We start from the raw sequence: 24,480 nt of genomic DNA on the forward strand, positions 1-24,480 counted from the left end.
AAAAAAAATTAAGTGCTGAAATCATATAAATTTACTGTTTGTTCACTTGATTCAGCATCAGACACATTTAATTTAGCATCTTTTATAATGCTATTTGCCACTTTCAAGTCATAAGGATAGGTAATTTTGATGTTAAAGACTTCTCCTTTAACAATAGCTACCTCTTCACCATTCAGAACAAATATCTTTGCAGCATCTGTCAAAGTACTTCTTTCCTCGTCAGACAAATTTTCATAAGTTTCCTTAAGCTTTAAAATATTAAATGTCTGAGGAGTCTGGCCTTGATACATGCAGTTCCTATTTGGTATATTGGAAATAAGCCCATGACCTTCAGATACAACAATTGTATCTGTTGCAGGGATTACGGTATCACATGCACCAACTTCCAATGTCTTTTCAATATTCTCCATAATAATCCTATGTGTAACAAATGGTCGTACTGAATCATGGGTTAAGATAATGTCATCCTCATCGATTTCAAAATTTTCTAATATATAATCAATTGCATTCATAATTGTATCATTACGAAGTTCTCCACCTTCAATTACAACTATATTAGAAGAATTTGGGAAATATTGATTAATCAAATCTTTTGTATGGTTTAACCAATATTTATGAGACAATACAATAATCTGATCAATTTTACTATTCAAAGAAAACTTTTCAACGGTTTGAATAATGATTGGTTTATCACCTAATTTTAAAAACTGTTTAGGCTTATCCACTTCACCCATTCTGTTTCCATCGCCACCTGCTAGAATAGCCGCAAAAATCATATTTTTTCTCCCATGCGTCATGATAAAAAGTCCTAAAATTTGCTAGAATTATCTATAATTACCCAGAACTTTTTTTAAGTAAAAATTAACTATCAAGCTTATAATATATATTATTTAATATATTATAAAAAATTAACTATATTAAATTAGTTTATAATTAAAAAAGTTAATCACTAAAAAGAAAAAATAAAATTAATACAAAAATAATTAAAAAAAAACGAAAGCACTAAAAAACAAAACAAAAATAATTAAATTTAATAAAAAATAAACTATATATGGTAAGCTTTAAAGTGATTAATATGAATATAAAAAACAATATCATACTTGCAATGGACTTAATGGATTTGAATGAAGCGGAAAGGGTATGCGAATCAATCAACGAGTACATTGATACAATAAAGATCGGATATCCATTGACCCTTGCTGAGGGACTGTCAACTATTGGATTCTTTAAGGAAAAGTTCGATTATAAGGTTATTTGTGATTATAAGGTTGCAGACATTCCAGCAACCAATCAAAAGATAGCTGACCAAACCTTTGATGCTGGCGCAGATGCGATAATATGTCATGGATTTGTAGGTTCAGACAGTGTAGATGCATGCAAGACATCTGCAGAAGACCATGGAGGGGAAGTATTCCTCTTAACTGAAATGTCTCATCCAGGAGCAATCAAGTTCCTCCAGCCAAATGCAGATGAAATAGCTAGAATGGGTGTTGAAATGGGAATCACTAACTATGTAGCACCATCCACAAGACCTGAAAGATTATCCGAAATAAGGGATATCGTTGGAAAAGATGCATTCATGATTTCTCCTGGAGTAGGAACACAAGGAGGAGACCCAAGGGAAACATTGAAATATTCCAATGCATTGATCATTGGAAGATCCATTTACAATGCAGAAGACCCTCAAAAGGCAACTAAAGACATTGTTGATTCAATCAAATAATCTGTGAATTTCCTTAAATTATATTTTTCTAATAATTATTAATTTTAATAATTCTAATTATTCTTTTTCATATATTTCAGTAAAAAGGTGTAAAATTGTTTAATATTAGTTTAGCATTATCCTATTTCTTTTCTGGCTTCTTTATGAAGCTTTCAGATGATGAATATGATGAAAAGTCAAATAAGGCAATAGCTATTGTTCTTGGAATAGTCTGTGGACTCTTTACAGCATATGCATGCTCAATCGATTTGGATGCAGCTTGCATCTTCATAGCAATTCTTATCGGAAATATCTTGGCTTTAAAGGTTGATGGAATTCATCATATCGCTACAATGGCTTCATTCATAATAGCATTCCTATTTCTTGGATTGCAATCTTTCACATATCTTTCCATTATCACAATTATAATATGCATGATTGGAGCAATTATCGATGAGATAGGAAATGACAATGAGAAAATCTATTCAAAAAGCAAGTTTCTAGAGTATTTCTTCGATTATAGGTTTGCATTAAAAGTAGTGATTCTATTGCTTGTTTTAATTGGATTATTGAACATTTGGAGCTTTATCTATTTCCTATGCTTTGAAATAGCCTATGAAATAGCAAGAGTATTGTTTGAAAATTATATCGCATAACTTTTTTTATTTCAAATAAATTCTTTTAACTCCTTTTATTTTATCAAAATCAGAATCAAATGAAGCTATTTGATTAATATTATAATTCTGCATAGTATTTAGGATAGTGCAGTCTGAAAAATTAACTGAAAAATTATAATACTCAAAAATATCAAATGAATCAAGGTAATCATCTGAAGTTAAAAAATCAATATTAAAAGAAAGCAATAATTTTTTTATATGATTTAAATCATAATGAGAATTATTTGAAGTTACACTGTTTAAAACCTCATTAAAAACAGTTTTATTGATTATTTTATTTTCATCATCCGAATAAGGTTTCAAAAGGTGAGATTTATAATATAAGGAATCATTTTTTAAAATTAAGCCTATTAAATAAGTGCTATCTAAAAAAATCATTGAACGCCTCACTTATAGCTATCCTTTTTTAATTAAATAGCATTAGTTATATATTTGCTTTCAACTAATCCTGCTAGTTCATTTGAAACCCAATCTCCTTCAGGCAAATCATGATTTAAAATCTCAAAAATTTCTTCAGGAGTCATACCTCCTTCACATTCATATTTTTCATCTTCATTTAAGCCATGAAATATATAAGAATTTACTAAATCATGTTCGCTAAACCCAGTTTTTTTAGATCTAGCCTCCAATCTCCTTTTAAGATCTTCATCAATATCCAATGTAGTCCTAGAGGAGTCTTCTACTGATTTTTTAGAATTATAATTGTTTTTAGAAGTATCAATATACCTTTTTATTAAAGGAATTCTTTGAACTACAGCAAGAATATTGAAAAGATTAATTCTACTTAAATCCATATTAACACAACATTGAATTGATAAAAAATTTTAAAATTACTGGTTATACTATTTAAAATAATATCTTAAATTACTTATATTTAAATATAACGATTAAATAATTCTTATTTTACAATATAAAGTAAATATTATCATTATTTTAGAAAAATAGTTAAATATAGTAAACTATACTTAAAATAAAAAATTATCATAGGTTTAAAAACTTAAAAAGAGAATGAAAAATGATAATGTAAATAAAAAAAAGAAAAAAGAGATTAAGTCTTAACCATAACTTAATCGATTCTATTCAATGCATCAGCCACTATCAATGGGAAAATGATAGTCACATCACCAATGACAGTAACTAAATTGGATCCATGCTTTGCCTTGGACCATGATTTTGCCTCTTCCAAAGGAGCACCGCTTAAACTACCGGTTTCAGGCCTATCCATAGTAATTTGAAGACCTGCATCTATTCCTCCCTTTAAGAGATTTGAAGCAAGAGTGTAATGCTTTGGAAGACCTCCACCTAACATGACAGCACCTATCTTTTCAGATTCAAATACAAGGTCTGACAGGTAATGCATGTCTCCCACTGCATCCACTACAAGAGTGTGATCCTGTGTAAACATCCATAACTGAAGACCAAACATGCTGTCAATGAGTCCTGGAGCAAAGATTGAAACGTCATTCAATGCAGCTTGCCTTAGGATTGAATTATCATCATCAATCAATAATCCAACTTCCTTTAAAAGCCTTTGAATGGAAATTATTCCATTATCCTCATCATTATCCAACTTTTCGCTGATGATTTCAAATATTTTGGTTATCTCACTTTCAAACAGTTCAAAGTCTTCCCCTTGAGTGTAAACATCCGCAATTCTGCCTATTCCAGCATCATTAAGCTCTTCATCATTGGTTCCAAGGTCCCTATAATGTCTGCCTCCAAATGCTTCAAGAAGATCATGAGTGACATTAGCCCCACTTGTCATCAATACCTTGATTCTTTTTTCCCTGATTAAATCAGCAACGATATTGCGCATTCCCCCAGGAACCAATGGACCACCTAAACTCATGAAGATGTCCATATCCTCATCATTAATCATATCAACAAGCAAATTAGAAGCTCTTGCAACTCTTCCAGCTCCTAAAACGCCTGACTTATCAAACTGTTCAATCAATTCGCTAACAGTCATATCCTTCTTTAATTTCAATTGATCAACTTTCATATAATCCACACTTAAAAACTAAAATAATGAAATAATAATAAAAAATTTTAAAAAATAAAATAAATAGAAGAAATAAAAAATAGAATAAAATTCTTCTAATAGATGCTAAACTTAAATTTCATCTTCCAAATCGTTATCATTCAACAATGGGAAATTGTTTAGATTAGTGATCTTTTCAATCAAGTCAGTACGGGTAACAACACCGATTGGAGTGTAGTCATCATCAACCACTATCAATCTGCTTATTCCAAACTTATACATCTTGTAAACTGCAGTGGCTATTTTTGTATCCTTATCAATGAAGAACAAGCGTTTGGACATTATATCCCTAACGTCTTCATTTTCCTTTCCTTCAGCCAATGCCTTTACAATATCCACCAATGAAACCATACCAATAGCTACACCTTCGGTAATTACTGGCGCTCCATCGATATTGTTTTTTGAAAGAAGGCAAGCAGCATCCTTAATTGAATCTCCAGGCTTTAGATAAATCAAATCCAATGTAGCTATCTCATAAACGGAGTTTTTAGGAATGCTTCTTATAGTGCTGATATCCAAGAGGAGGATATTGTCCATATCGTCTCTTCCTACGATTTCACCAATAACACCGAGATTATTGACAGGGGTAGGTCCTACACGGATAACATCTCCTACATGCAAATCCTTTATGCTTCCTAAAACCTTAATAACAGCTTCACATTCACCAGGGTGAGGTACACTTGTAAACTCAATCTTAGCTACTGAAACATCCTCTAACTTTTTGTTTTCCTTATATACAGGAACTTTAGCATTGCTGTCTGAAACTGAAATGTTTAAGGTATGGTATGCTTCAATAGTAGGCTTATATCCACCACGAGGCCCTGGAACACCTTTTACAAGACTTAAGCTTCTAAGGGATTGCATCTGATTTCTAATGGTTCCTGGGTTTCTGTTCATCACTTCAGCAATGTCTTCACCCTTAATGGACTTGCCATCTGAGTTTTGATACAAATTAATTAAAGTCTGTAAAATTTCCTTTTGTACAGAAGTCAACATTTTAGACACCTAAATGTAAAAATACAAGCATTTTGCAAATAAAACACTTAACCAATTTAAATTAACAGTCCGATTTTGAAAATATCATTATAAATTAGGAATCATAATGACAAATTCAAATAAATTATAATGATTTATCATAATTTAACATTATTATTAAGTGATTTATACCTTATTATATAAAAAGATATTGTTTTTTTATTAAAAATCATTATAAATAAAATATGGAATTATCATGTTTTTAGGCATAATTCTTAATTTATAATGAATAATTAATTAACTAAGAAGAAAAACAGCCATTTAAGCATAAAAATGAGTATTAAGAAAAAAATAAGATAAATAAGATAAAATAAGAAAAGATAAAATAAAAATAAAAAAAGAGAAAGATTTGGAAATTAATCCAAATAAGTTAAATCACATACTGCTTTACATCGCTTCTTATAATTGAAGAAGCACCTAATGCTCTTATTCCATCTAACATTTCAGGGAAATGCTCTTTAGGAATCAAGACATTGATTTGTGAAAAGCTTGATCCTTGATTGACAGTTGGTTCAGCACTGCAGAACTTGTTTTCAACCAAATAATTTGAAACCTTTTCAATGGATTCATTTGCAATATTGAATTTCACATCAAAGTATTTCCTTGCAGTTACGGCACCTAACAACTGTTCATAGATCATCTTTGCCTTTGCCATCTTCTCTTCATCACAGCTTATTCCAGCATATAATCCTGCTGAAGAATGCAAGATGGTTTCAAGTTCCTTAAGGCCTGCTTTTCTTAAGCTGCTGCCTGTTTGAGTGTTGTCCACAATCAAGTCAGCACCTTTAGCAATGTAAACTTCTGTAGCGCCGTCAGAATTGATAACCTGAACCTTCTTATTGTCTCCATCCCTTAGTCCTCTCACTTGCACATATGGGCTGGCATCACCATAGATTTCCTGATATGCCTCATTTTCCATAATGTGCTTTCTGGTTAGGTTAGGATATTCTGTAAAGCATAAGATTGGAGTGTCCCTATCCTTGTTTGCCCTAAAGAATTCGGATAAGTCATCATAAGGAGATTCCTTAGGAACAGCTACAATCAAACGGGTTTGGCCATAATTCAAGTCGCCTATCTTAACTATATCATTATCGCTTAAAACAGACTCTTCCAAAACCCAGTCCTCTCCAACAATAGCTATATCAACCATACCCCTATTCAATTCTACAGGAGTACTTTGAGGACGAGTCAAAAAGGCACTTATCTCCTCATCATTAAGAATATCAATTTCATAAGATTCATTTCCAGGATCATATCCTCTTACTTCATAACCTGCATCTACAAATAATTGATGGGTATTTCCTCTATTTACATTGTTTAAACTGCCTTTAGGCAATCCAATTGTTATTTCTACCATAGTATCAACTAAAATAATCAATAAGAATTAAAATTAACTTTATTTTAAAAAATAAATATGAATCATAAGATTCCAATTATACTCTATTAATAAGAATATATAAATCTATTTAAAATCATTCCTCTTCCTGATATGAACCGTTATACTCACCTGAACCTTCAACCGGATAAACAACAGCTTGTGCTATTCTATCACCTGATTTGATCTTATATTCAAATTCCCCATGATTGTAAATCATGAACATCAAGGTTCCATAAAATCCTGGGTCCCCTACTGCTGTCTGAACAGAAACAAAAGACCGAAGCAAGGTAGACCTTGGCAAGTAAAGCATTGTATACCCCTTAGGAATTTTCACCTTTCGCTTTATTGAAGCCAAATAGGCTGTATGAGGTTTTAAGGTATAAACTGGACCTTCCAAAGCCTCAATCTCTGGAAGATTTTTTTCATTGTCAATCAATGAACCGCCAGATTTTTGAATGAATATCTCATCAAGTTCCAAGTCAATTCCAGATGGCTGAACCAAATCCTCAAAGTCTGGAAAAAGTTTTTTAAGTTCTATTTCACCAAGCATTCTATCACATCAAAAAATTAAAATAAAGATTAAAATTTTATCATATCAAACATAAGAAAATAAAGATTTATATTAAAACATTAATTTGTAGCATTTAAAGTATTGTTTCCTAATTTAAATGTCAATTCACCTGTACCGTCATCATTTACTTTCAACTCATCACAATGAGGATTCAAGACATTTATTAAAGCCTTACCTGATTCTGCATCCATGAAGTGTGGCAAATAGTTAGATAAGTATGTTGGATAAAGGGTTATAGTACAATTATCCTCATGCAAAGCCAAATTCAAGAAATATGATGTGTGAGTAGCCGGATTTGACTGGTCAAAGATGAAGTTTCCTAAATTATAGAAAATAGGCTTTCCATTGTACATTTCAACTCCTTGGGTTACATGAGTATGGGAACCGATTACAATATCTGCACCGTCATTGATGAGCTCATGGGATATCTTTTTCTGGTTTTCATTAGGGCTTCTGCTGTACTCATTTCCATAGTGAAGATAAGCTATTACAATGCTTGATCCATTTTCACGAGCTTCCTGAACTTGTCTTTGGGCAAGCTCAGAATCATATGCAGAGTATCCTGAACTGTTTGCTGTTGCAGGATCCATCACTCCTCTATATTCCTGGAAGTTATCTGCATCCATATAGTTCAAAATGGTTACCTTTCTATCACCGCAGTCAATGTTTACAGGTGCTGTCGCTTGAGAAACATCATTTCCAGCACCCATTACATAAATACCGGCATCCTTCAAGTTCTTGATGCTTTCATTCAAGCCCACTTCACCATAATCCAATGCATGGTTGTTTGCCTGTGATGCCACAACATTGTCGTTTGCATTTGCCAAGAGGTAAGTGTATTTAGGGTTTGCCTTTAATGGAACGTCCCCTTTCACTGCATAGGATGAAGTGGTAACAGGGTTTTCAAAGTTTACAAGCAAGACATCTGCATTCTTGGTTACATTCTCTACAAATCTGAATGGGCTTTCACCAGAATCCAATACAGCAGGCATCTTACGGCCAAACATGACATCTCCAGTCACTGCAATTGAAACATCATCATGGCCCAAATCATATTGCCCCTCATCCATCCCCAACAATATTGTTCCACAGATAGATAGGGCTAAAAGAATTAGAAAAATTACAATTAAAACTGAAAAAAACCTTTTTTTATTCATCATATCACTGAAAAGAATAGTTTTATAATTAAATTTTTATTTGTAATTTTTATTAAATAAAGATTATTGTAATTCAAGAAATTAAGATATATGTTAATCAAGAAAAGAAAAATAATATCAATAATAAAAAGAATAGAATTAAATAACTAAAAAAGGATGTGAAATAATGCCTGTAGTGACAATTGTTGGAAACCCAAACATAAGTGTAGAAAATAGAAGAGAAATGGTAAAAAAAGTAAGTGAAACTGTAGCGGAAGCATACAATTTACCAATTGAAGCAATCACTGTTTTAGTGGAAGCTTTACCTCCAGAAAGCATTGGAGTTGCTGGTGAATTATTAATTGATAGAAAATAATTATTTCTATCATCAATTTCTTTTTTTAAAAAAAATAATATTTTCAAAATTAAAAAATAATTAAATTAAATTTTCTAAAAACTCTTTTTCAAAATCCAAATATTCATTCAAAAGATCCTTGAATTTTTCATTCTCATCACTATCAACCATATCCAATGAAATTACATTTTTCAAACTATCAATGTTTGATTGAATTGGAACCTTGTATTGATTCAATACCATACCAGGCAAGTGACCCCTATTTTCACCAATCCATTGAATGAAAATATTTTTTGAGTCTACAAATTTTTCATCATGAATCAAATTTTCAAATTTTTCAAGGTATTCCTTTTCAAAAATGTCATCAAATGAGCTATTTGAACTGTGAGATATGTACTTAGTTACACTAATATTTATGTTTTCATCATAACTTTCATTATATTGATTAGCCAGTTCATAATTTAGATACTTAGCAATACAACAATTAATTTTATCCTTAGTTTGTCTTAACATTTCATTTGATTCAACAAACTCTTCCTGAGAGACTTTTTCAGTAGTAATTTTTTCATCTTGAGATAATTTTTCAACTTCAATTTTTTCATCTTGAGAAGACTTTTCATCATCTAACTTTACATACTTGCCAACTAAAAATTCAAAATTGCAATTTTTGCAAAATTGACTTCCATCTTCCCTTTGTGTTCCACACATTGGACAATACTTAAAATTAGACATCATATTATCATAACCTAAAATCAAGATCTGTTTTTAATGTATTCCGCTCTTTTTTCATGAGCCTCTTCTTCAGTTGGGAATAAACCTAAATGCTTGCCGTCAACTTCAGCACTCCACATGAATAATCCTTCCTCATAGAAAACACCTTCATACTTAGAGGATTTTTTCTGACTTATTGATGACTCTGAATTTTTGGACTTGGATTTGGAAACTTTAGCTCCTCCGCTAACCTTAACCTTCTTTTTAGCTTTTTCTTTTTGGACCTTATTTCCATTTTCAACATTAACCTTATTTTTTTCAGCATCTTTTTTAAATTCTTTAGCATAATCCAATTTAGATTTTTTATTGGAATCTTTGCCTTTAGCCATTTCCTTCTTTATGCTTGACTTTGAATCAATTGATTTGATTGGTTTTGAAGTTTTGGTCTTTTTAGCATTCTCTTTTGCTTTAGCCCTTAACCTATCCCTGTCTTCAAGGGTTATTGTCTTATAGCCGCCTTTGACCTTCACATCAACCAAACCGTTTTCCTTCAAATAATCCTTTCTTGCCTTGATTGCCTCATTTTCACTTGAATGGTATGAAATTATCTGTCCCTTAACGCTTACAGACCATAATTTCTGTATTTTGCTGAATGAGATTCCTCTTGCTTTTGAATATGCTCCACCTATCTTTCTAGGCATTGGAATTGAATGGATATAAATTTCCCTTGCTTCAAAAGCCTCTTTAGAGGATTGGTATAATCCCAATTCCTTATTCCCATGTTCCGCTTTCCACATGAAAAGATTGTCATCATAGGAAATTCCCAAGCATTGTGAATATGGAACATCAGGTTGTCTGATCTTAATTTCCTGATTATTTATTCCATAAACAAGATTCTCATCCTTTTCCTCTTTTGCCTTAGGAATGTACAATTCATTCAATATCTGTATGATTTCATTGTCTGGACTGGATTGCCTGAGCCTAATGAAGTCCTTGCCATCATTAATGGCTGACTTGAGTCTAATCAGGAAGTCTGCATCCTGAGTTCTTCTGCTAAGCTTATATTTAGGCCTTATGAAGTCCTTATCACCAGAATAATTCACATAGAACCAGACACAGATATTGAAAATGATCTTATGCGCTTCACTTGCAGCCTGAAGCTCACCGCTTATATCATTTGAAGGGCTTTTGGATAAAAGGGGATTAGAGGATTTATTTGGAGACTCATCACGAAAATGATCATCGCTAAGTGAAGAATCACTTTTAACTTCATTAAAACCGGTTTTATAATCCCTTAAACCACCATTCTGCACATAAGGTTTATTTGCTTGTTGTGATGGTCTGAATCCACCAGTTCCATCACTGTTTAATGTATTGTGATAAACATCATTTCTTAATCTTCTAAGCTTTGAAAAGTCATTTTTTATGTTATTTGGCAAAATATTAGCCTTATTCAACTTTTCAATCCTTTTGTATTGGCTGTTTTCATCATCCTTGATTCCTTCATAAGCGAAAATTGCCTTAGTGATCTTTTCAGCTATTCTTCCAGCAATCAGAATAGCTTCAACCCCATCTCCTTCAATGAGATTCTTATCCATTCTGGCACAGTCCAGATAAATGTCTCTAAACTGATTCTCCAAGAAACTAAAACAAAATTCACTCATATGAACAACTCTTTAATAAAAATAATAAATTAAATGATTGTAAATAAAATTTGTAAATAAAAATTGCAATAAAATATAATTCTACGCTATTTAATGTCCTAAAATATCTTTCAATACCTCTGATGCAGGGTCCATTCCCTGTGCACCAATCAATAATACAACATCATCATTGTCTGCAGTTTCCATAATGTATCCTAAAGCATCATAGAGCTTTTCAAAATGATTGTACTTGATATGTTCATCATCCAATTTGGCAAAGAAAATGTCCTTTTCAAAGTCCTCAACATAATTCAAATGGTCCACCAAATCAACGCTTGAGGATAGTGTTAAGTAAATCTTTCTTTTCTTAGCTCTTGGGTCTTTTTCAATCAAATCATCATTTCTGTGGCGCAACTCCTTGATCACTTCTGCCAAAGCTTGTGAATTGAGACCATTCAATGTCTCTCCACGGGAACCTCTGATTGCACAGGCAACATATAAGTCATTCTTATCCAATTGCTCTGCCAAATCATAGCTTGCCCTAACGGTGTTTTTTATTCCATCAGGATTATGTGCAAAGTCATCAATAACTATAGGCTCATCGTAAAGCCTTGTAAACCTTCTGCTTAAAGGCCTATATGTTTTTACACCATCAACAATATCCTCAATTGGAATCTCCAATGAAATGCATGCGGAAATTGCAGAAAGTATATTTCGTATAAAATGCTCTCCTGTAAATGGAAGCTCTTCAAAGCTTAGAATTGACTCACCATTATACTTTATTTTCATTTCATATCTGTCAAAATAGACTTTCTTATCAATGCTCTCATCATAATCTTCAATTAGCTCTTTTTCCATTGAAGTGAAGTAAGCGTCAACGCCCTCATTTAAGAATTGTTTCATGTTCAAGACATTCTCATCATCAAAATTAAGGACAACTCCTCCTTTATTTGTAGCTTTTACTACACCGGATGTCTCTTCAAATACATCTTCAATTGAGTTTACAAGGCCTATATGGTCCATTGCAACATTGGTTATAACACCTACATCAGGATTGATAGCTGATGACATGATCAATGCATGGTTTTTCATCAAGTCTGTTCCCCAACCTTGCACTTCTGAAACTTCAATTACAAGATAATCGAACACTTCCTTGTTTGGAATGTCACATATGAAATTGAATAATCTTGGGTCAACACCCTGATTTGCCAAAACCTCTTCTGAAATCAATTTTGCAACCATAGGATCAATCAATGTATTGAACTCAGATTTAGCATCAGTGTTAGTGAATACATTGTATCCTGCATGAGATAGGATATGATAAATCATATGGGAACTTGTGGATTTGCCGTTTGTTCCACTTATCACCACTCTTTTACAGTCAGGAACCAAATTGTCAATTGTCCATTTGATTGCAAATGCATTGGCAAATTCAATCCTATCAACTACAATCACTGGAAACCGGAGCTTTTCAGCCATTTCCAAAGCATCTTCCTTAGGAGTCAAGGTGATTAGGCAAGCCACATTCTTGTCATTTGCTATTTCAACACCCTTGCCGTTAATCCAATGCCTTATTACAATATCTCCCTCTTGAGCTTCATTTAAGGTTTCAAAGATCCCTGTAAATCCATTAGAAGCCTTATAACTATTGGAACCATAAATCTTGCCTCCAATGGAATCTGCAAGCTGATCGATAGAAAAAGTGTTTAAGGAAGATACGGAATCTGCTAATTCATTTAAAAAATATGTTTTTGACATTTCAATCCCTTGATGTGTTTATAAAAAGAATAATAGAATAAAAATAATTGGTAAATTATTGATAAATTTTAAATTTAAATTAGTTAATTGAAATCTTATGAAAAGAGGTAAAGTTTTCCTAAAATTCCAATTCCACATACAACTACAGTAAGTAGCCAATAGCTTAAAACAATCTTGATTTCAGAAATTCCCTTGTAATTCAAGGTATGATGCAAAGGTTCTACAGGCAATGTTATTATATGAGCCCTGTGCATTAAGCTTATGATTGTAGATACAATTGGGACAGCCAATGCTAACACTCCAAAGTAAGGCATGTCAGTTAAGAACACTGCTGCTGCATAACCGGTACCTAAGATAAATGAACCTGTATCTCCCATGAATATTGAAGCAGGATACCTATTGAATACCAAGAATCCAAGACAGATTGCAGTCAAGAGTCCAAATGGATAAAGTGCTGTTGGATTTCCAAACATGTATCCGTAAACACAGCATGCAAATGATGCAATAGCTATTATTCCAGCAGCCAAACCATCCATACCATCAATAAGGTTTACTGCATTGATTGCACCTAATACACCTATGATTAAAACAGGATATGCCAAAAGGCCTAAATTGAATCCACCGCAAGTCGCTACAGCACCTGTAAATGCCAAGAATAAACCAGGCAATAGCTGTACAATGATTTTAACTCCTTCACTTGGCTCGTATTTGATTGGAATTTCAGCAACAATCTCAAGCTTGCCTTCATCAACCAATGCGCCCACTTGTTCTTTAGCCTTGTCAGTGGTGATTCTTGCCTCTTCACCAACTCCTAAGTCAAGGAGGCCTATAGGAACAACAGAATCGCTGATGTTTTTAACCACCTTTTGATATTCCTTTACTCTAAGACCTAATAGGTCATCAAGCAATCCCATTACTCCACCAGTAAGCATGATAAATGAAATGATCAAAATATCAGTGTTTTTGTAATATAATGAAAGAATAAGCAAAATAGCAAATAAGAAAGCTATTCCCCCCATTGTAGGGGTTCCTGCCTTATGTCTATGTTCACTTACTATAGGATTGTCAGACAAGTCTGCATCCCTTAATGTTTTCCTTACAAACCAAGTGAATATCACTGTCGCAAAGAAAGTTATTAAAAACATTATAATTATTTTTGTCAAATCCATATTCATCACACTAATTTATCACACTAAATTCTTAAAAAATATTAAAAAATTAAGATTATAATATACTATTTTATAGTTAACCTACTATTTATATTTTTATTTATATATAAAAAAATGATATTACAATGATATTATCATTTAAAAGTGATAATGTCAAAAAACATCATAAAAAAATGTATTTAAATAAAAAGAAGATTTAAAAAGAGAATTTGAGAATTAAATAAATTCTTAAAAATAGAGAAGAGTGAGAAAATAAATAAAATAAGAGCAAAAATAATTAAAAAAAAAATTATTTATTGTAAAAATTAATAGCCCTATCTAAAAGCTATAATCATTTCCAGTTAATTCCTTAGCTATTTCAAAGGTTTCTTCACGTGTATTTCCCCTAATGGTTACCCTTTGATATCCTTTAGGGCCATGAACAATGAAATTTCCATTTAGATATTCCTTAACCGGTTCCTGAGGAGCTGGTCCTTCATAATCTCCGATAGGGATCTCTAAAGTGCAATAGCCCTTCATTTCCTTTTCAAGCTCTTTTACATCGAATTTGCCAATTGCAATGTCTACAAGCAAGTTCAAAGGATTCAAGTCTGTGCAAGCAAAGGAAAGGTATCTTGTACCGCTTGGACGAGTGTTTATTTCAATTGCATAAACCTTGTTTTCCTCTTTTGAATAAATCAGGTCCATATCTATTGTTCCTTCAGATTTAAGGTTTGTTGCAATGTGTTTTGCTATTTTTCTAAACTCCCCATTATCCATTCCTTCAAAATCACAAGGCCCATATCTAAGTCTTTTGATTGGGTGAATTCCTTCCAAATTGGTTTCCCCTTTGTAAACAGGAACCAATGGCAAGTATTCTCCATTCCATCCAATAACCTCAATGGAAACTTCAGATCCTTCGATGAACTTTTCAATCAATGCTTGCTCAAAATTCTCAAAGTAATCCAAAACATCACTAAATTCATTTGTTATGCAAATGTCCTTACCGCCTTGGCCTTCTCCTTGCTTTAAGACAATAGGAAAATCAAAACCTAATTTTTCTATAAATTCCTCTTCAGTGTCAAAGTCATTTCTATTCAATACACTTGCTGGAGGAACGTTGAGATTGATTGATTTAAAGAATTCCTTGGTTTTTATCTTATCTGATGCAATGGCTACAGCATTTACATTGGAGGAGATTACAGGAATATTATGCTCTTTCTCGATTTCCTCTTTCATGACAGCTACACTCATCAATGGAGGGTCAATGCCTAAAAGGGGAACGATTGCATCCACTTCCTCTTCAATAGCTATTTCCATTGGCTTATCCATTCCTCTTGGAACGATATAATATTTGCTGGGCAAATCCAAATTAGGAGCATCCTCATTTGATTCGGTTATTATGCTTTCAACTCCCAATTTATCAACATGATAAGCTACATCATCGTATAATCTTGATCCAATAAACAGTACTTTCATAAAATCACATTAGAATTCTTTAATCTATTAATATATTTAAAATCGTATTAAATATAATTTACTAAAAAAAGAAAAAAGACAAGTTATTTTTCAAGAGATTAAAATAAAAAAAGTTTTTAGGGGATTTAATATGCTAAAATCTTATCGAACAACAATTTTATAAGCATGTCTGATGACTCCTTAACATTATCAGACAATTCAAATGACAAATCCATGATTTCAGGTTCAATTCCAATGAAGAGAATGTTAAATTCCTTTTCCAACTGCAAATATTTGATTAGATATGCTAATGACATTGAGTGTGTTGAAATGCTGATATCCACTATATTGTCCTTATTTACAATGTTTATCTCACCAGCTTGCCTTTTCATCAAACTTGCATCAATCAGTATGATATGGGATGGGTCGATTTTCTTTATAAGCCCTGTAAAGTTTTCAGGAACAGACCCACCATTAATTAAAAATGTTTTATTCATCCTTTCAATCAATGACTCATTTACATCAACATTTAATTCGTTTATGTACGAATCAAGTGCCTCATCTAGACGTGTATTTCCAGTGTTAATATCATTTACATTATCAAAAAACTCAAATTCATTATCTTTATTTTCAAGTTCGTTTTTATTGATTTCTTGATTATCATCATTTAGATTTGATTTATTTAATAGATTTTCCTTTAAAATAGATAATTGATTGATAATATATGGTCCTAAACCATCATCTCCACGAATATCATTCCCTATACCTAAAATAAGAAGACTTTCGCAGTTTTCTAAAAACAAATCAATTTCTGAACTTATTTTATCAAAATTATTTAACATTTTATCACAATAAAATACATTAGAAAAACTTGAAAATTTTTACACTTGAAATGCAACTAAAAAAGTATACATTCAATATATTTTTTATCAATTGAACATCATACAGTTTTACAAAATTTATTTGAATGAATACCTATTAACTATGAAAAATTACATCATCAATGACGAATGACCTCTAAAACTTCAGTCTTGATGGTTTCAACTCCACCACCCATGACATATTCCAATCTGATCCTAAGCGAATCTCCACATTTCACTTCAGTCTCTTCAATTGGAATCAGCATTTCAGGATTTAACATTGGAGTAGGTCCACAGATAATGTTTTCATTCAATTTGGTAAAGCTTGTTAGTTTAATACCATTAATCTTTAATTTATCTTCTCCAATATTAAAATTTTCCTTAAAATTGAATTTTTCAAACTTTTCCTGACTTAATTTCTCTTCAAAGCCAATTTTTTCCAATTCCTCCCCATCATAGACCTTTAACTCCATTTCAGCAGAAAAATTGCAATCGATTTCATCCATGAAATCAAATTCACTGTAAACAATGGAATCTCCTAAAGAAATATAAATTGGACTGTATTCATCATCTTCATACTGTATGAAATGATTGTTCATGTATATTGCTTCAGCTGAATTGATCATTCCCTTAGGTATGATTTCACCACCATCCTTTAGGAATTTCCTTGCACGATTCAATACAGGAACTTCTTCCTCATCTATCAATGCAGTATCCAACATTTCACATATAATCAGGTCAGCTTTTTCATTTAATTTACTGAAATCAAAGCTTAATATATCATCATTGAAGACTTGTATCTTATCGAATTCTTTAAGGTTCTCTTTAGCTAATTGATAGGTTGAATTATTTAATTCAATAGCTATAAGCTTATCCATATATTCACTAGCAAAATAGCTTAAAACACCAGAACCGCATCCCAAATCAAAAGCCACTTTAGAATTTAAGCCATTGGAATTCCCACCATTTCTAATCGCATAATCATCAATAGCTCCCTTAAATGCGCTAAGCCTTTCATAATCTCTTAAAAGCTTAAAATGATATGAATTTACTTTGAATTTCATAATTACACTCAAACAATAAAGATTTTAAAAATAGATAAAATTGACTATTATAAAAAATAACATAATAATTAATTAAAAATTTTAAAAGTTTTATTATAATTAATTAAAATTTAAATAAAGACCCATTAGATAACTAATGAACCTCCAATTAAAAAATTAAGAAAAAGTTAATGATTAATGAACGTGGTCATGATCATGTTCATGGCTATGGTCATGGTCTAAAGACTCACCGTTTGCTGTAGATGTGAGTTTTACATGCTCTACACCTTTAAGTCTCATCATTCTTTCGGTAAGATCTCTGATTTGTGTAACATCACCATTTACAACAATGACTTCCATACAGTATTTTTGAGTCATGTGAATGTGCATGCTTGCATTGATTTCCTTTCTGTAATCATGCTGGATATTTGCAAGGCTTTCCATAACCCCTGTGAAATGATGATCGTAGATAATGGTGATTACACCTACTCTTTGACCTTCCATTTCATTCATCCATTGATATCTTAAAATGTAATCGCTTAAAGCATCACGAATACCTTTTGAACGTGATTGATAACCTCTGTCTTTTAAAACTTCATCAAACTCAGCTAAAAGCTTTTTTGGTAAAGACATACTTATTCTCATCATAATTAAACACCTAAAACTACAATACAAATATTTTAATAATAATTTAAATTTATTACGAATATAATAAAAATCACAACATTATTATTAACTAATTAATATTTATTACTTTCTATAATATAAATATTACTAAAAATAATACAAATTTCAATAAAAATATTAAATCTGGTTAAGTGATTTCATTAATTTGATGGAAAATGCTTAAGGCATTCAATAAAAAATATTATATTAAACTTAAAATAAATGATTGATTATGACTAAAGAGACTATTAACAATATTTGCATAAATTATGAACTTGAAGGGGAAGGAAAAACCATTGTTTTTGTTCATGGATTATCTGATAGCTTAAGCTATTGGAAAGTGTTAAGTGAAAATCTAAAGAGGGATTACCAGACATTGATTTATGACTTGAGAGGACACGGAGAATCCTCTGATGATGATAAAAACACTACAATTGACTTATATCAAGAGGATTTATATCAATTGCTGAAAGCCTTGAATATAGATAATGCTGTTTTTGTAGGGCTTTCATTAGGTGGAAATGTCATATTGGATTTGGCTATCAATCATCCTGAAATGGTTAAAGGACTCATTGTCATGTCAAGCTTTCCCGAACATGATGAAAAATTGAAAAAAATCTTTAATGACTTTGATAATGCAATAGATGAAGGATTCGTTGAATTCTTTGATACAATCTTACCTTACACACTAACTGGGGATATGCTTGAAGAGCATAAGGAACTCCTCGAAAACCTTAAGTTCGAAGCTGCAAAAACCGCAAATCTTGAAGGAATCAAAAAAGGAATTAATGCAGGATACGGATTTAACCTTACAGATAGCTTGAATGAAATTAATGTCCCTACACTCGTTATAGCAGGAGAAGAGGACAATCTAACCACTTTGGACATTCAAAGAAAAATAAGCGATAACATAAAAGATGCTGAATTGATTGTTCTCGAAAAGACCAAGCATAATATATTGATTGGTAGAAATATTGAAAATATATTGAATATAATCAATGAATTTATGTCAAAAATAGAATAAAAAAAAAATTAAAAAAGTAAAATAAGCAAAGAAAGTAAAATAAGCAAAGAAAGTAAAATAAATAAAAAAAATTAAAAAAAAGTAAAAAAAAGTTAATGGAACTGATTATTATAAAATCTTATAATAGTCTCCATTTTTCCTATAAACAGCTTTAATAAGCCCCTTATTTTCCAAAGACAATAGGATATGATACATTCTAAAGTCAGATAATTTTAAATCACCATATAAAAGATTTCCTTCAATTTCATATCTTGAAACAAAGCCCTTTTCATCTGCCAAAGACTTGATTATTTCAAAGGATGCTTTTTCCTTTTGGTTCAATTCAGCATTTATTACATCTTCCTTTGAATCTACAGTGTTTATTGTTGCATCAACTTCCTTCAATTGAACTGTAGAACCGTTATAGAACACCAATCCCTTGGACTTTAAGCTTTTCAACAAGTCATTCAAGTCATGCTCATACATGCCTAAATCATCTTTAATGAGAGAAACGTCTATATTTTCATCTTGATATGATTTAATTTGATTTAAAACTTCTTCTTCAGCTTTGGTAATTGTAATCATAAGTAAAACCCTTATTGTCTAAAAATTATTTTTCTTCTTGATTTAATTATATTATGTTAAACATAATAAATAAACTTATAGACAGCAATTGAAAAGTAAAATCTTAAAAAAAATGGAATGAAAAACTAATTTAAAAAAAGTGAGATATAATAAAAAAGAGTTAAAAAGAGTAAGAAAAAGTAAAAAAGGTAAAAAAAGGTAAAAAATGAATAAATCAATTATTCATCTTTTAATCTGTGAATTGCATCTTTTGCACCGTATTGCACAAAAGAGCTTTCATCATTTAATAATTCTTCAAGTTTTGGAAGAGCTTCCTTAGCGTCAAGTGCACCTAAGATCCAGCAAGCTGCACCTCTGACTCTCCATTTAGGATTATCCAATTCTGCAAGTACAGGTTCAATAGCTTCATCACCCATAGTGGTTAAAGCTGTGGAAGCTTCTCTTCTTACCAATTTGTTTCTGTCTCCTAAAGTCTTTACAAGTGCAGGAATAGCTCTTTTATCACCAATAGCTGCTAAGATTTGAGCTGCTCCGATTTTAATGTCTTTGTTTCTTTCATCTAAAGCTGCAATAAGTGGTTCAACTGCTTCTTCACCTTTAAGTTCAAGCATGCCTATTGCTTCTTCTCTTACAAAATCATCAGAATCTTTTAAATCTAATATAAGATCATCAATAGATTTTTCCATATTATTACCATCCTAAAAATAATTATAAAAATTTAATTTATTCACCAATCATCCAATTAATGAACTACCTTAATTTTATTATAGAGTTAAATGTACTTAATTATTATTATAATTTACAAGTATATAAATATTTCGACTTTATACGAACAATATTAAACCATACAAATGAACTTTAAATCAATAATGGCAATAATGTACAAAAATATACATTAAGGATAAAAATTGAAAAAGATTATAATATAAGAAAACATAAAATAATATATTAAATAATGAAATTATAATAAAAAATCTAATGAGATTATGACATATAAAAAAATTTAAGGATTATGCAATTATGATAAAAATAGCAAGAATAGATGGAGACGGCATAGGAAAGGAAGTGACAGAAGCAGGAGTGGCTGTTCTTGAATCCTTGGATTTGAACTTCGATTTCATAGAAGCTGAAGCGGGAAGGGAATGCTTTGACAAGAATGGAACAACAATTCCTGAAGAAACCATTAAGATAGCCCGAAATGCAAAAGCAACCCTTTTCGGAGCAATCACTTCCACCCCTGGTCAAAAAAGTCCAATTATTACACTTAGACAAGAATTGGACACTTATGCAAATCTAAGGCCAATCAAATCATTCAAGGGCATTAACTGCCTTTTCAATGACTTGGATTTTCTCATAGTAAGGGAAAACACTGAAGGATTATACTCTGGCAATGAAACAATTGATGATGAAGAAGAGAAAGCAATAGCTCAAAGGATAATAACCAGAAAGGCAAGTGAAAGGATTTCAAAACTTGCATTTGAGCAAGCAATTAAGCTAAAAAAAGAATCTGTAACCTGTGTTCATAAGGCAAATGTATTGAAAAAGACTGATGGCGTCTTTAAGGAGTCCTTCCTTAAAGTTGCAAAGGACTATCCAAACATCAAGACTAATGACTATTATGTTGATGCAACTGCAATGTACCTTTTGACAAAGCCACAGGAATTTGATGTGATCGTTACAAGCAATCTCTTTGGAGATATCTTATCAGATGCTTCAGCAGGCCTTGTTGGTGGATTGGGACTTGCCCCTTCTGGAAATATTGGAGACAAGCATGGATTGTTCGAACCGGTTCATGGATCTGCACCAGACATTGCAGGAGAAAATATCTCAAACCCAATAGCTATGATCTTATCTGTTTCAATGATGCTTGAATACCTAGACGAAGACTATTGGGCAGAAAAAGTCAGGGCCGCTTGTGAAAATGTCTTGGAAAAGGGAAAAGTTAAGACACCGGATTTAGGCGGAACAGATAAGACAATGGATGTTGCAAATGAAGTTATTAGAGAAATAGAGAATTTAAGATAATTTAATGATTACAAAAAAGTTATGAATTAAGAGGAAAAACATGTTAAACATTACTACATTTATTGATGCTAATGCACGCAGATTGGATAAGGAAGTATATTATTGTCCAAGCAGAAACCTAAGATACAATTCAAATGAAGTATTGCATATTGTATCAGGAATTGGGCAAAGCTTAAAGGACAAGGGTATTGAAAAGGGAGATAGAGTCCTAATCTATTTGAATAACTCACCGGAATACCTATTTTCACTCCTTGCAATATGGAGAATAGGTGCAATAGCTATTCCAACCAATAGAATACTTACATCATCAGAATTAAACTATATGATAACAGATTCTGATGCAAAATTATTAATTACAGATGCTGATGCAAAAGAAACAGTAAAGAACCTAAATATAGAATCTTATATCATAGAAGACTGTGAAAGCTTTGTTGGAAGCGATACATTACCTGCTTGTGAAACCGAATGGGATGACTTATGTCAATTGCAATACACTTCAGGAACTACTGGAAAACCAAAGGGATCAATGCTAACCCATGGAAACTGGTTTACAGCTATCCACAATGCCTGTGATGTATTGACTTATAAGGAAAACGACACATTCCTCTGCATTTATCCAATGGCTCACGTAGGAATAATGTGGGCAATTGCAGCACTTAGAGCTGGAGCATTGACCATCACTATGGACTTCTTTGAAATAAACGAATACCTCCAATTATGTAAGGATGAAGAGGTAAGCGTACTATCCGGAATGCCTCCTGTAATCCATACATTGACAAACCTTGAAGAGGAAAAAAGGGAAAATCTCGCTACTGTTAGGGAAATCATCAGTGGTGGAGGCCCACTTCATAGAAAGATATGGAAAAAGTTCATGGGACAATACAACATTCCAATCATAAACGCATACGGCCTTTCCGAAACCATTGTAATCGGTACAGGAACTGTAATAAGGCCTGAAGACTATGCTACTGCAGATAGGTATGAAAGCGTAGGACACCCAGTATGTTTCTCTGAGCTTAAAATCGTGGATGAAGATGACCCAAGCATTTCATTAGGACACTATGAACATGGAGAAATAGCCCTTAGAGGCCCTGCAATAGCTAAAGGTTATTGGGGAATGGAAAAGGAAACCAAGGAATCCTTCCTCGAAGACGGATGGTTCCTCACTGGAGATATCGGTTATATTGATGAGGATGAACGTTTGTTCATTACAGACAGAAAGAAAGACATGATTGTAATGAGCGGATGGAAAATCTACCCAACTGAAGTTGAGGAAACATTGATCAAATATCCAAAAGTGGATGAGATTGCAATTTTCAGCATTGATGACATCCATAGGGGAGAGCTTCCTGTAGCTGCTGTTGTTTGGAAGGAAGAGGAAGATCCTGATGGATTGGTCGAATATTCAAAAGAATATTTAGCAAGATACAAGGTTCCAAGAAAGATATTTACTATGGATGAGCTTCCAAGGGTAAATGGATGGAAACTCCTTAGAAGAGAGTTAAGAGAAATGTATTCAACTAATCCAGAAGAATGATTTCTCATTTTTTTTCTTTTTAATCCCATAAACTTTATCATATAATTTTCTTTTTTTATCTTAAATCCCCATTTGTTTTTCTTTTTTTATAAAAAATTAAAATTAACAGTTTGTTCAATACTTCTTTTTTAAATATTCCTATTTTGTAAAATATTTTATATTTTTTCTATATGAATAGATAATAAAAAAATAATAAAATGAACAAAGTAATAAAAAAAGTTTATTTTACTAGGTTAAATAATATACAATTATAAAAAATTCTAAACAAAATTCATAAAATGTAAAGAATATTTAAAAATATTTAAATACTTTATACAATATATTAATAATCACAATATCATAAAATTTTATGATTAAAGAAGGTGAAAAAATGGGTAAACTAGACGGAAAAGTAGCAATTGTAACTGGATCAACTTCAGGTATGGGCCGTTCTACAGCTAAATTATATGCTGCAGAAGGCGCTAAAGTTGTTGTAACTGGAAGAAACGAAGAAAGAGCACAAGCTGTAGTGGATGACATTAAAGCAGCTGGTGGAGAAGCATTTGCAGTTATTGCAGATATGGCTAATGTTGACGACATTAAAAAGATCTTTGACGAAACCATGGAAAAATATGGTACTGTCGACATTTTATTCAACAACGCAGGACTTTTAAGCGTAACCCCTCTTTTAGACATTACCAAAGAAGAATGGGACAAAGTATTTGCAGTTGACGTATACGCTCCATTATACTTAACCCAATTAGTAGCTCCTGTAATGAAAGAAAAAGGAAAAGGTGTTGTAATTAACACTTGTTCAGTAGCATCCTATGCTGCACACTTCGGATTTGTAGGTTACATCTCATCCAAACACGCTATTGCAGGTCTTACCAAATCCATGGCATTCGAACTTGGTCCTGAAATAAGATGTAACGGTATTGCTCCTGGTGCGATCCACACCGCTATGGTAGATAGTATCGGTGGAGTAGAAGCATTGCAAATGATGGTTGACGGAGCACCTATGAAAAGAGTAGGTCAAGGAGAAGACATTGCTGCATTAGCATTATTCCTTGCTTCTGACGAATCTGAATTCGTAGACGGTCAAATCATCAGATGTGACGGCGGATTCGAGTGTTAAGTTTTTAAAGTAGTTGGATCTTTATCCACTACTA

General features: G+C 32.1%; 25 protein-coding genes. 7 read left to right on the forward strand and 18 right to left on the reverse strand.

Annotated features, from left to right (window positions below; genetic code table 11):
* Window positions 1–8 precede the first annotated feature (8 nt).
* Complete coding sequence (locus tag ACJMLB_RS00025; protein WP_405322640.1) at window positions 9–776, reverse strand: 2-C-methyl-D-erythritol 4-phosphate cytidylyltransferase; 768 nt, start codon at window positions 774–776, stop codon at window positions 9–11.
* Between the two features lie 299 nt (window positions 777–1,075).
* Here ACJMLB_RS00025 and pyrF point away from each other — a divergent pair, with 299 nt between their 5' ends.
* Together pyrF and ACJMLB_RS00035 are read left to right on the forward strand one after the other, a co-directional pair.
* Entirely contained in the window at window positions 1,076–1,723 is a 648-nt protein-coding gene (gene pyrF / locus ACJMLB_RS00030; RefSeq protein ID WP_405322642.1) for an orotidine-5'-phosphate decarboxylase, read from the forward strand.
* A gap of 95 nt (window positions 1,724–1,818) precedes the next feature.
* Window positions 1,819–2,358 (forward strand): hypothetical protein, encoded by a 540-nt coding sequence (locus tag ACJMLB_RS00035; RefSeq protein ID WP_405322644.1) that lies wholly within the window; start codon window positions 1,819–1,821, stop codon window positions 2,356–2,358.
* 6 nt (window positions 2,359–2,364) lie between these two features.
* On the opposite strand, the gene ACJMLB_RS00040 is transcribed toward ACJMLB_RS00035, so the two are convergent.
* The 7 genes from ACJMLB_RS00040 to ACJMLB_RS00070 form a co-directional block, all read right to left on the reverse strand.
* Window positions 2,365–2,757 (reverse strand): type II toxin-antitoxin system VapC family toxin, encoded by a 393-nt coding sequence (locus ACJMLB_RS00040; protein WP_405322646.1) that lies wholly within the window; start codon window positions 2,755–2,757, stop codon window positions 2,365–2,367.
* 32 nt (window positions 2,758–2,789) lie between these two features.
* Complete coding sequence (locus ACJMLB_RS00045) at window positions 2,790–3,173, reverse strand: hypothetical protein (protein ID WP_405322648.1); 384 nt, start codon at window positions 3,171–3,173, stop codon at window positions 2,790–2,792.
* Window positions 3,174–3,445: 272 nt separating this feature from the next.
* Complete coding sequence (locus ACJMLB_RS00050) at window positions 3,446–4,381, reverse strand: deoxyhypusine synthase (protein ID WP_405322650.1); 936 nt, start codon at window positions 4,379–4,381, stop codon at window positions 3,446–3,448.
* A 111-nt stretch (window positions 4,382–4,492) separates the two neighbouring features.
* Window positions 4,493–5,416, reverse strand: a complete 924-nt coding sequence (locus ACJMLB_RS00055; protein ID WP_405322653.1) for a CBS domain-containing protein — start codon at window positions 5,414–5,416, stop codon at window positions 4,493–4,495.
* A 409-nt stretch (window positions 5,417–5,825) separates the two neighbouring features.
* On the reverse strand, window positions 5,826–6,812 hold the full coding sequence (locus ACJMLB_RS00060; RefSeq protein WP_405322655.1) for an ATP phosphoribosyltransferase: 987 nt from the start codon (window positions 6,810–6,812) through the stop codon (window positions 5,826–5,828).
* A gap of 115 nt (window positions 6,813–6,927) precedes the next feature.
* Complete coding sequence (locus ACJMLB_RS00065) at window positions 6,928–7,383, reverse strand: dCTP deaminase domain-containing protein (RefSeq protein WP_405322657.1); 456 nt, start codon at window positions 7,381–7,383, stop codon at window positions 6,928–6,930.
* 80 nt (window positions 7,384–7,463) lie between these two features.
* Window positions 7,464–8,474, reverse strand: a complete 1,011-nt coding sequence (locus ACJMLB_RS00070) for a CapA family protein (protein ID WP_405322743.1) — start codon at window positions 8,472–8,474, stop codon at window positions 7,464–7,466.
* A 253-nt stretch (window positions 8,475–8,727) separates the two neighbouring features.
* On the opposite strand from ACJMLB_RS00070, the gene dmpI reads away from it, so the two are divergent.
* Window positions 8,728–8,916, forward strand: coding sequence for a 4-oxalocrotonate tautomerase DmpI (dmpI, locus tag ACJMLB_RS00075; RefSeq protein WP_292787116.1), 189 nt, complete (start codon window positions 8,728–8,730; stop codon window positions 8,914–8,916).
* Window positions 8,917–8,976: 60 nt separating this feature from the next.
* On the opposite strand, the gene ACJMLB_RS00080 is transcribed toward dmpI, so the two are convergent.
* The 8 genes from ACJMLB_RS00080 to nikR form a co-directional block, all read right to left on the reverse strand.
* Entirely contained in the window at window positions 8,977–9,630 is a 654-nt protein-coding gene (locus tag ACJMLB_RS00080) for a zinc ribbon domain-containing protein (protein ID WP_405322660.1), read from the reverse strand.
* Window positions 9,631–9,647: 17 nt separating this feature from the next.
* Window positions 9,648–11,270: a hypothetical protein gene (locus ACJMLB_RS00085; protein ID WP_405322662.1), complete on the reverse strand. Its 1,623-nt coding sequence runs from the start codon at window positions 11,268–11,270 to the stop codon at window positions 9,648–9,650.
* 90 nt (window positions 11,271–11,360) lie between these two features.
* Complete coding sequence (locus ACJMLB_RS00090; RefSeq protein WP_405322664.1) at window positions 11,361–13,007, reverse strand: Mur ligase family protein; 1,647 nt, start codon at window positions 13,005–13,007, stop codon at window positions 11,361–11,363.
* A 95-nt stretch (window positions 13,008–13,102) separates the two neighbouring features.
* Window positions 13,103–14,176 (reverse strand): glycosyltransferase family 4 protein, encoded by a 1,074-nt coding sequence (locus tag ACJMLB_RS00095; RefSeq protein WP_405322666.1) that lies wholly within the window; start codon window positions 14,174–14,176, stop codon window positions 13,103–13,105.
* A 318-nt stretch (window positions 14,177–14,494) separates the two neighbouring features.
* Entirely contained in the window at window positions 14,495–15,634 is a 1,140-nt protein-coding gene (locus ACJMLB_RS00100) for an ATP-grasp domain-containing protein (RefSeq protein WP_405322668.1), read from the reverse strand.
* A 125-nt stretch (window positions 15,635–15,759) separates the two neighbouring features.
* Window positions 15,760–16,455 carry a hydrogenase maturation protease gene (locus ACJMLB_RS00105; protein ID WP_405322670.1) on the reverse strand — a complete coding sequence of 232 codons (696 nt, stop codon included), beginning with the start codon at window positions 16,453–16,455 and terminating at the stop codon, window positions 15,760–15,762.
* 158 nt (window positions 16,456–16,613) lie between these two features.
* A complete protein-coding gene (locus ACJMLB_RS00110) occupies window positions 16,614–17,537 on the reverse strand; it encodes a methyltransferase domain-containing protein (protein WP_405322672.1) in 924 nt (307 codons plus the stop codon).
* A gap of 174 nt (window positions 17,538–17,711) precedes the next feature.
* The gene (nikR, locus tag ACJMLB_RS00115) at window positions 17,712–18,164 is read right to left on the reverse strand and encodes a nickel-responsive transcriptional regulator NikR (protein WP_405322674.1); all 453 of its coding nucleotides are present in this window, start codon (window positions 18,162–18,164) and stop codon (window positions 17,712–17,714) included.
* Window positions 18,165–18,414: 250 nt separating this feature from the next.
* Between nikR and ACJMLB_RS00120 the strand changes: the two genes are divergently transcribed.
* A complete protein-coding gene (locus tag ACJMLB_RS00120) occupies window positions 18,415–19,206 on the forward strand; it encodes an alpha/beta fold hydrolase (RefSeq protein ID WP_405322676.1) in 792 nt (263 codons plus the stop codon).
* A 108-nt stretch (window positions 19,207–19,314) separates the two neighbouring features.
* Here the strand turns inward: ACJMLB_RS00120 and ACJMLB_RS00125 are convergent, their stop codons facing one another.
* Both ACJMLB_RS00125 and ACJMLB_RS00130 read right to left on the reverse strand, forming a co-directional pair.
* Window positions 19,315–19,770: a hypothetical protein gene (locus tag ACJMLB_RS00125; RefSeq protein WP_405322679.1), complete on the reverse strand. Its 456-nt coding sequence runs from the start codon at window positions 19,768–19,770 to the stop codon at window positions 19,315–19,317.
* A gap of 218 nt (window positions 19,771–19,988) precedes the next feature.
* Window positions 19,989–20,456 carry a HEAT repeat domain-containing protein gene (locus ACJMLB_RS00130; RefSeq protein WP_304086844.1) on the reverse strand — a complete coding sequence of 156 codons (468 nt, stop codon included), beginning with the start codon at window positions 20,454–20,456 and terminating at the stop codon, window positions 19,989–19,991.
* Window positions 20,457–20,790: 334 nt separating this feature from the next.
* Here ACJMLB_RS00130 and aksF point away from each other — a divergent pair, with 334 nt between their 5' ends.
* From aksF to ACJMLB_RS00145, 3 genes are all read left to right on the forward strand, one after another.
* Entirely contained in the window at window positions 20,791–21,795 is a 1,005-nt protein-coding gene (aksF, locus tag ACJMLB_RS00135; protein ID WP_405322682.1) for a homoisocitrate dehydrogenase, read from the forward strand.
* A gap of 40 nt (window positions 21,796–21,835) precedes the next feature.
* A complete protein-coding gene (locus ACJMLB_RS00140; RefSeq protein ID WP_405322683.1) occupies window positions 21,836–23,332 on the forward strand; it encodes a class I adenylate-forming enzyme family protein in 1,497 nt (498 codons plus the stop codon).
* A gap of 370 nt (window positions 23,333–23,702) precedes the next feature.
* The gene (locus ACJMLB_RS00145) at window positions 23,703–24,446 is read left to right on the forward strand and encodes an SDR family NAD(P)-dependent oxidoreductase (RefSeq protein ID WP_405322684.1); all 744 of its coding nucleotides are present in this window, start codon (window positions 23,703–23,705) and stop codon (window positions 24,444–24,446) included.
* The last annotated feature ends 34 nt before the right edge of the window (window positions 24,447–24,480 follow it).

Origin of the sequence: Methanobrevibacter sp. (assembly GCF_045114555.1) — an archaeon.
In the GTDB taxonomy this organism is placed as follows: Archaea; Methanobacteriota; Methanobacteria; order Methanobacteriales; family Methanobacteriaceae; genus Methanobrevibacter.

Excerpts from the sequence above, each read along its gene's own strand:
- ACJMLB_RS00025 (WP_405322640.1), bottom strand. The coding sequence starts at position 776 with ATGATTTTTGCGGCTATTCTAGCAGGTGGCGATGGAAACAGAATGGGT.
- pyrF (WP_405322642.1), top strand. The coding sequence starts at position 1,076 with ATGAATATAAAAAACAATATCATACTTGCAATGGACTTAATGGATTTG.
- ACJMLB_RS00040 (WP_405322646.1), bottom strand. The coding sequence starts at position 2,757 with ATGATTTTTTTAGATAGCACTTATTTAATAGGCTTAATTTTAAAAAAT.
- ACJMLB_RS00045 (WP_405322648.1), bottom strand. The coding sequence starts at position 3,173 with ATGGATTTAAGTAGAATTAATCTTTTCAATATTCTTGCTGTAGTTCAA.
- ACJMLB_RS00050 (WP_405322650.1), bottom strand. The coding sequence starts at position 4,381 with ATGAAAGTTGATCAATTGAAATTAAAGAAGGATATGACTGTTAGCGAA.
- ACJMLB_RS00055 (WP_405322653.1), bottom strand. The coding sequence starts at position 5,416 with ATGTTGACTTCTGTACAAAAGGAAATTTTACAGACTTTAATTAATTTG.
- ACJMLB_RS00060 (WP_405322655.1), bottom strand. The coding sequence starts at position 6,812 with ATGGTAGAAATAACAATTGGATTGCCTAAAGGCAGTTTAAACAATGTA.
- ACJMLB_RS00065 (WP_405322657.1), bottom strand. The coding sequence starts at position 7,383 with ATGCTTGGTGAAATAGAACTTAAAAAACTTTTTCCAGACTTTGAGGAT.
- ACJMLB_RS00070 (WP_405322743.1), bottom strand. The coding sequence starts at position 8,474 with ATGGATGAGGGGCAATATGATTTGGGCCATGATGATGTTTCAATTGCA.
- dmpI (WP_292787116.1), top strand. The coding sequence starts at position 8,728 with ATGCCTGTAGTGACAATTGTTGGAAACCCAAACATAAGTGTAGAAAAT.
- ACJMLB_RS00080 (WP_405322660.1), bottom strand. The coding sequence starts at position 9,630 with ATGATGTCTAATTTTAAGTATTGTCCAATGTGTGGAACACAAAGGGAA.
- ACJMLB_RS00085 (WP_405322662.1), bottom strand. The coding sequence starts at position 11,270 with ATGAGTGAATTTTGTTTTAGTTTCTTGGAGAATCAGTTTAGAGACATT.
- ACJMLB_RS00090 (WP_405322664.1), bottom strand. The coding sequence starts at position 13,007 with ATGTCAAAAACATATTTTTTAAATGAATTAGCAGATTCCGTATCTTCC.
- ACJMLB_RS00095 (WP_405322666.1), bottom strand. The coding sequence starts at position 14,176 with ATGGATTTGACAAAAATAATTATAATGTTTTTAATAACTTTCTTTGCG.
- ACJMLB_RS00100 (WP_405322668.1), bottom strand. The coding sequence starts at position 15,634 with ATGAAAGTACTGTTTATTGGATCAAGATTATACGATGATGTAGCTTAT.
- ACJMLB_RS00105 (WP_405322670.1), bottom strand. The coding sequence starts at position 16,455 with ATGTTAAATAATTTTGATAAAATAAGTTCAGAAATTGATTTGTTTTTA.
- ACJMLB_RS00110 (WP_405322672.1), bottom strand. The coding sequence starts at position 17,537 with ATGAAATTCAAAGTAAATTCATATCATTTTAAGCTTTTAAGAGATTAT.
- nikR (WP_405322674.1), bottom strand. The coding sequence starts at position 18,164 with ATGATGAGAATAAGTATGTCTTTACCAAAAAAGCTTTTAGCTGAGTTT.
- ACJMLB_RS00120 (WP_405322676.1), top strand. The coding sequence starts at position 18,415 with ATGACTAAAGAGACTATTAACAATATTTGCATAAATTATGAACTTGAA.
- ACJMLB_RS00125 (WP_405322679.1), bottom strand. The coding sequence starts at position 19,770 with ATGATTACAATTACCAAAGCTGAAGAAGAAGTTTTAAATCAAATTAAA.
- ACJMLB_RS00130 (WP_304086844.1), bottom strand. The coding sequence starts at position 20,456 with ATGGAAAAATCTATTGATGATCTTATATTAGATTTAAAAGATTCTGAT.
- aksF (WP_405322682.1), top strand. The coding sequence starts at position 20,791 with ATGATAAAAATAGCAAGAATAGATGGAGACGGCATAGGAAAGGAAGTG.
- ACJMLB_RS00140 (WP_405322683.1), top strand. The coding sequence starts at position 21,836 with ATGTTAAACATTACTACATTTATTGATGCTAATGCACGCAGATTGGAT.
- ACJMLB_RS00145 (WP_405322684.1), top strand. The coding sequence starts at position 23,703 with ATGGGTAAACTAGACGGAAAAGTAGCAATTGTAACTGGATCAACTTCA.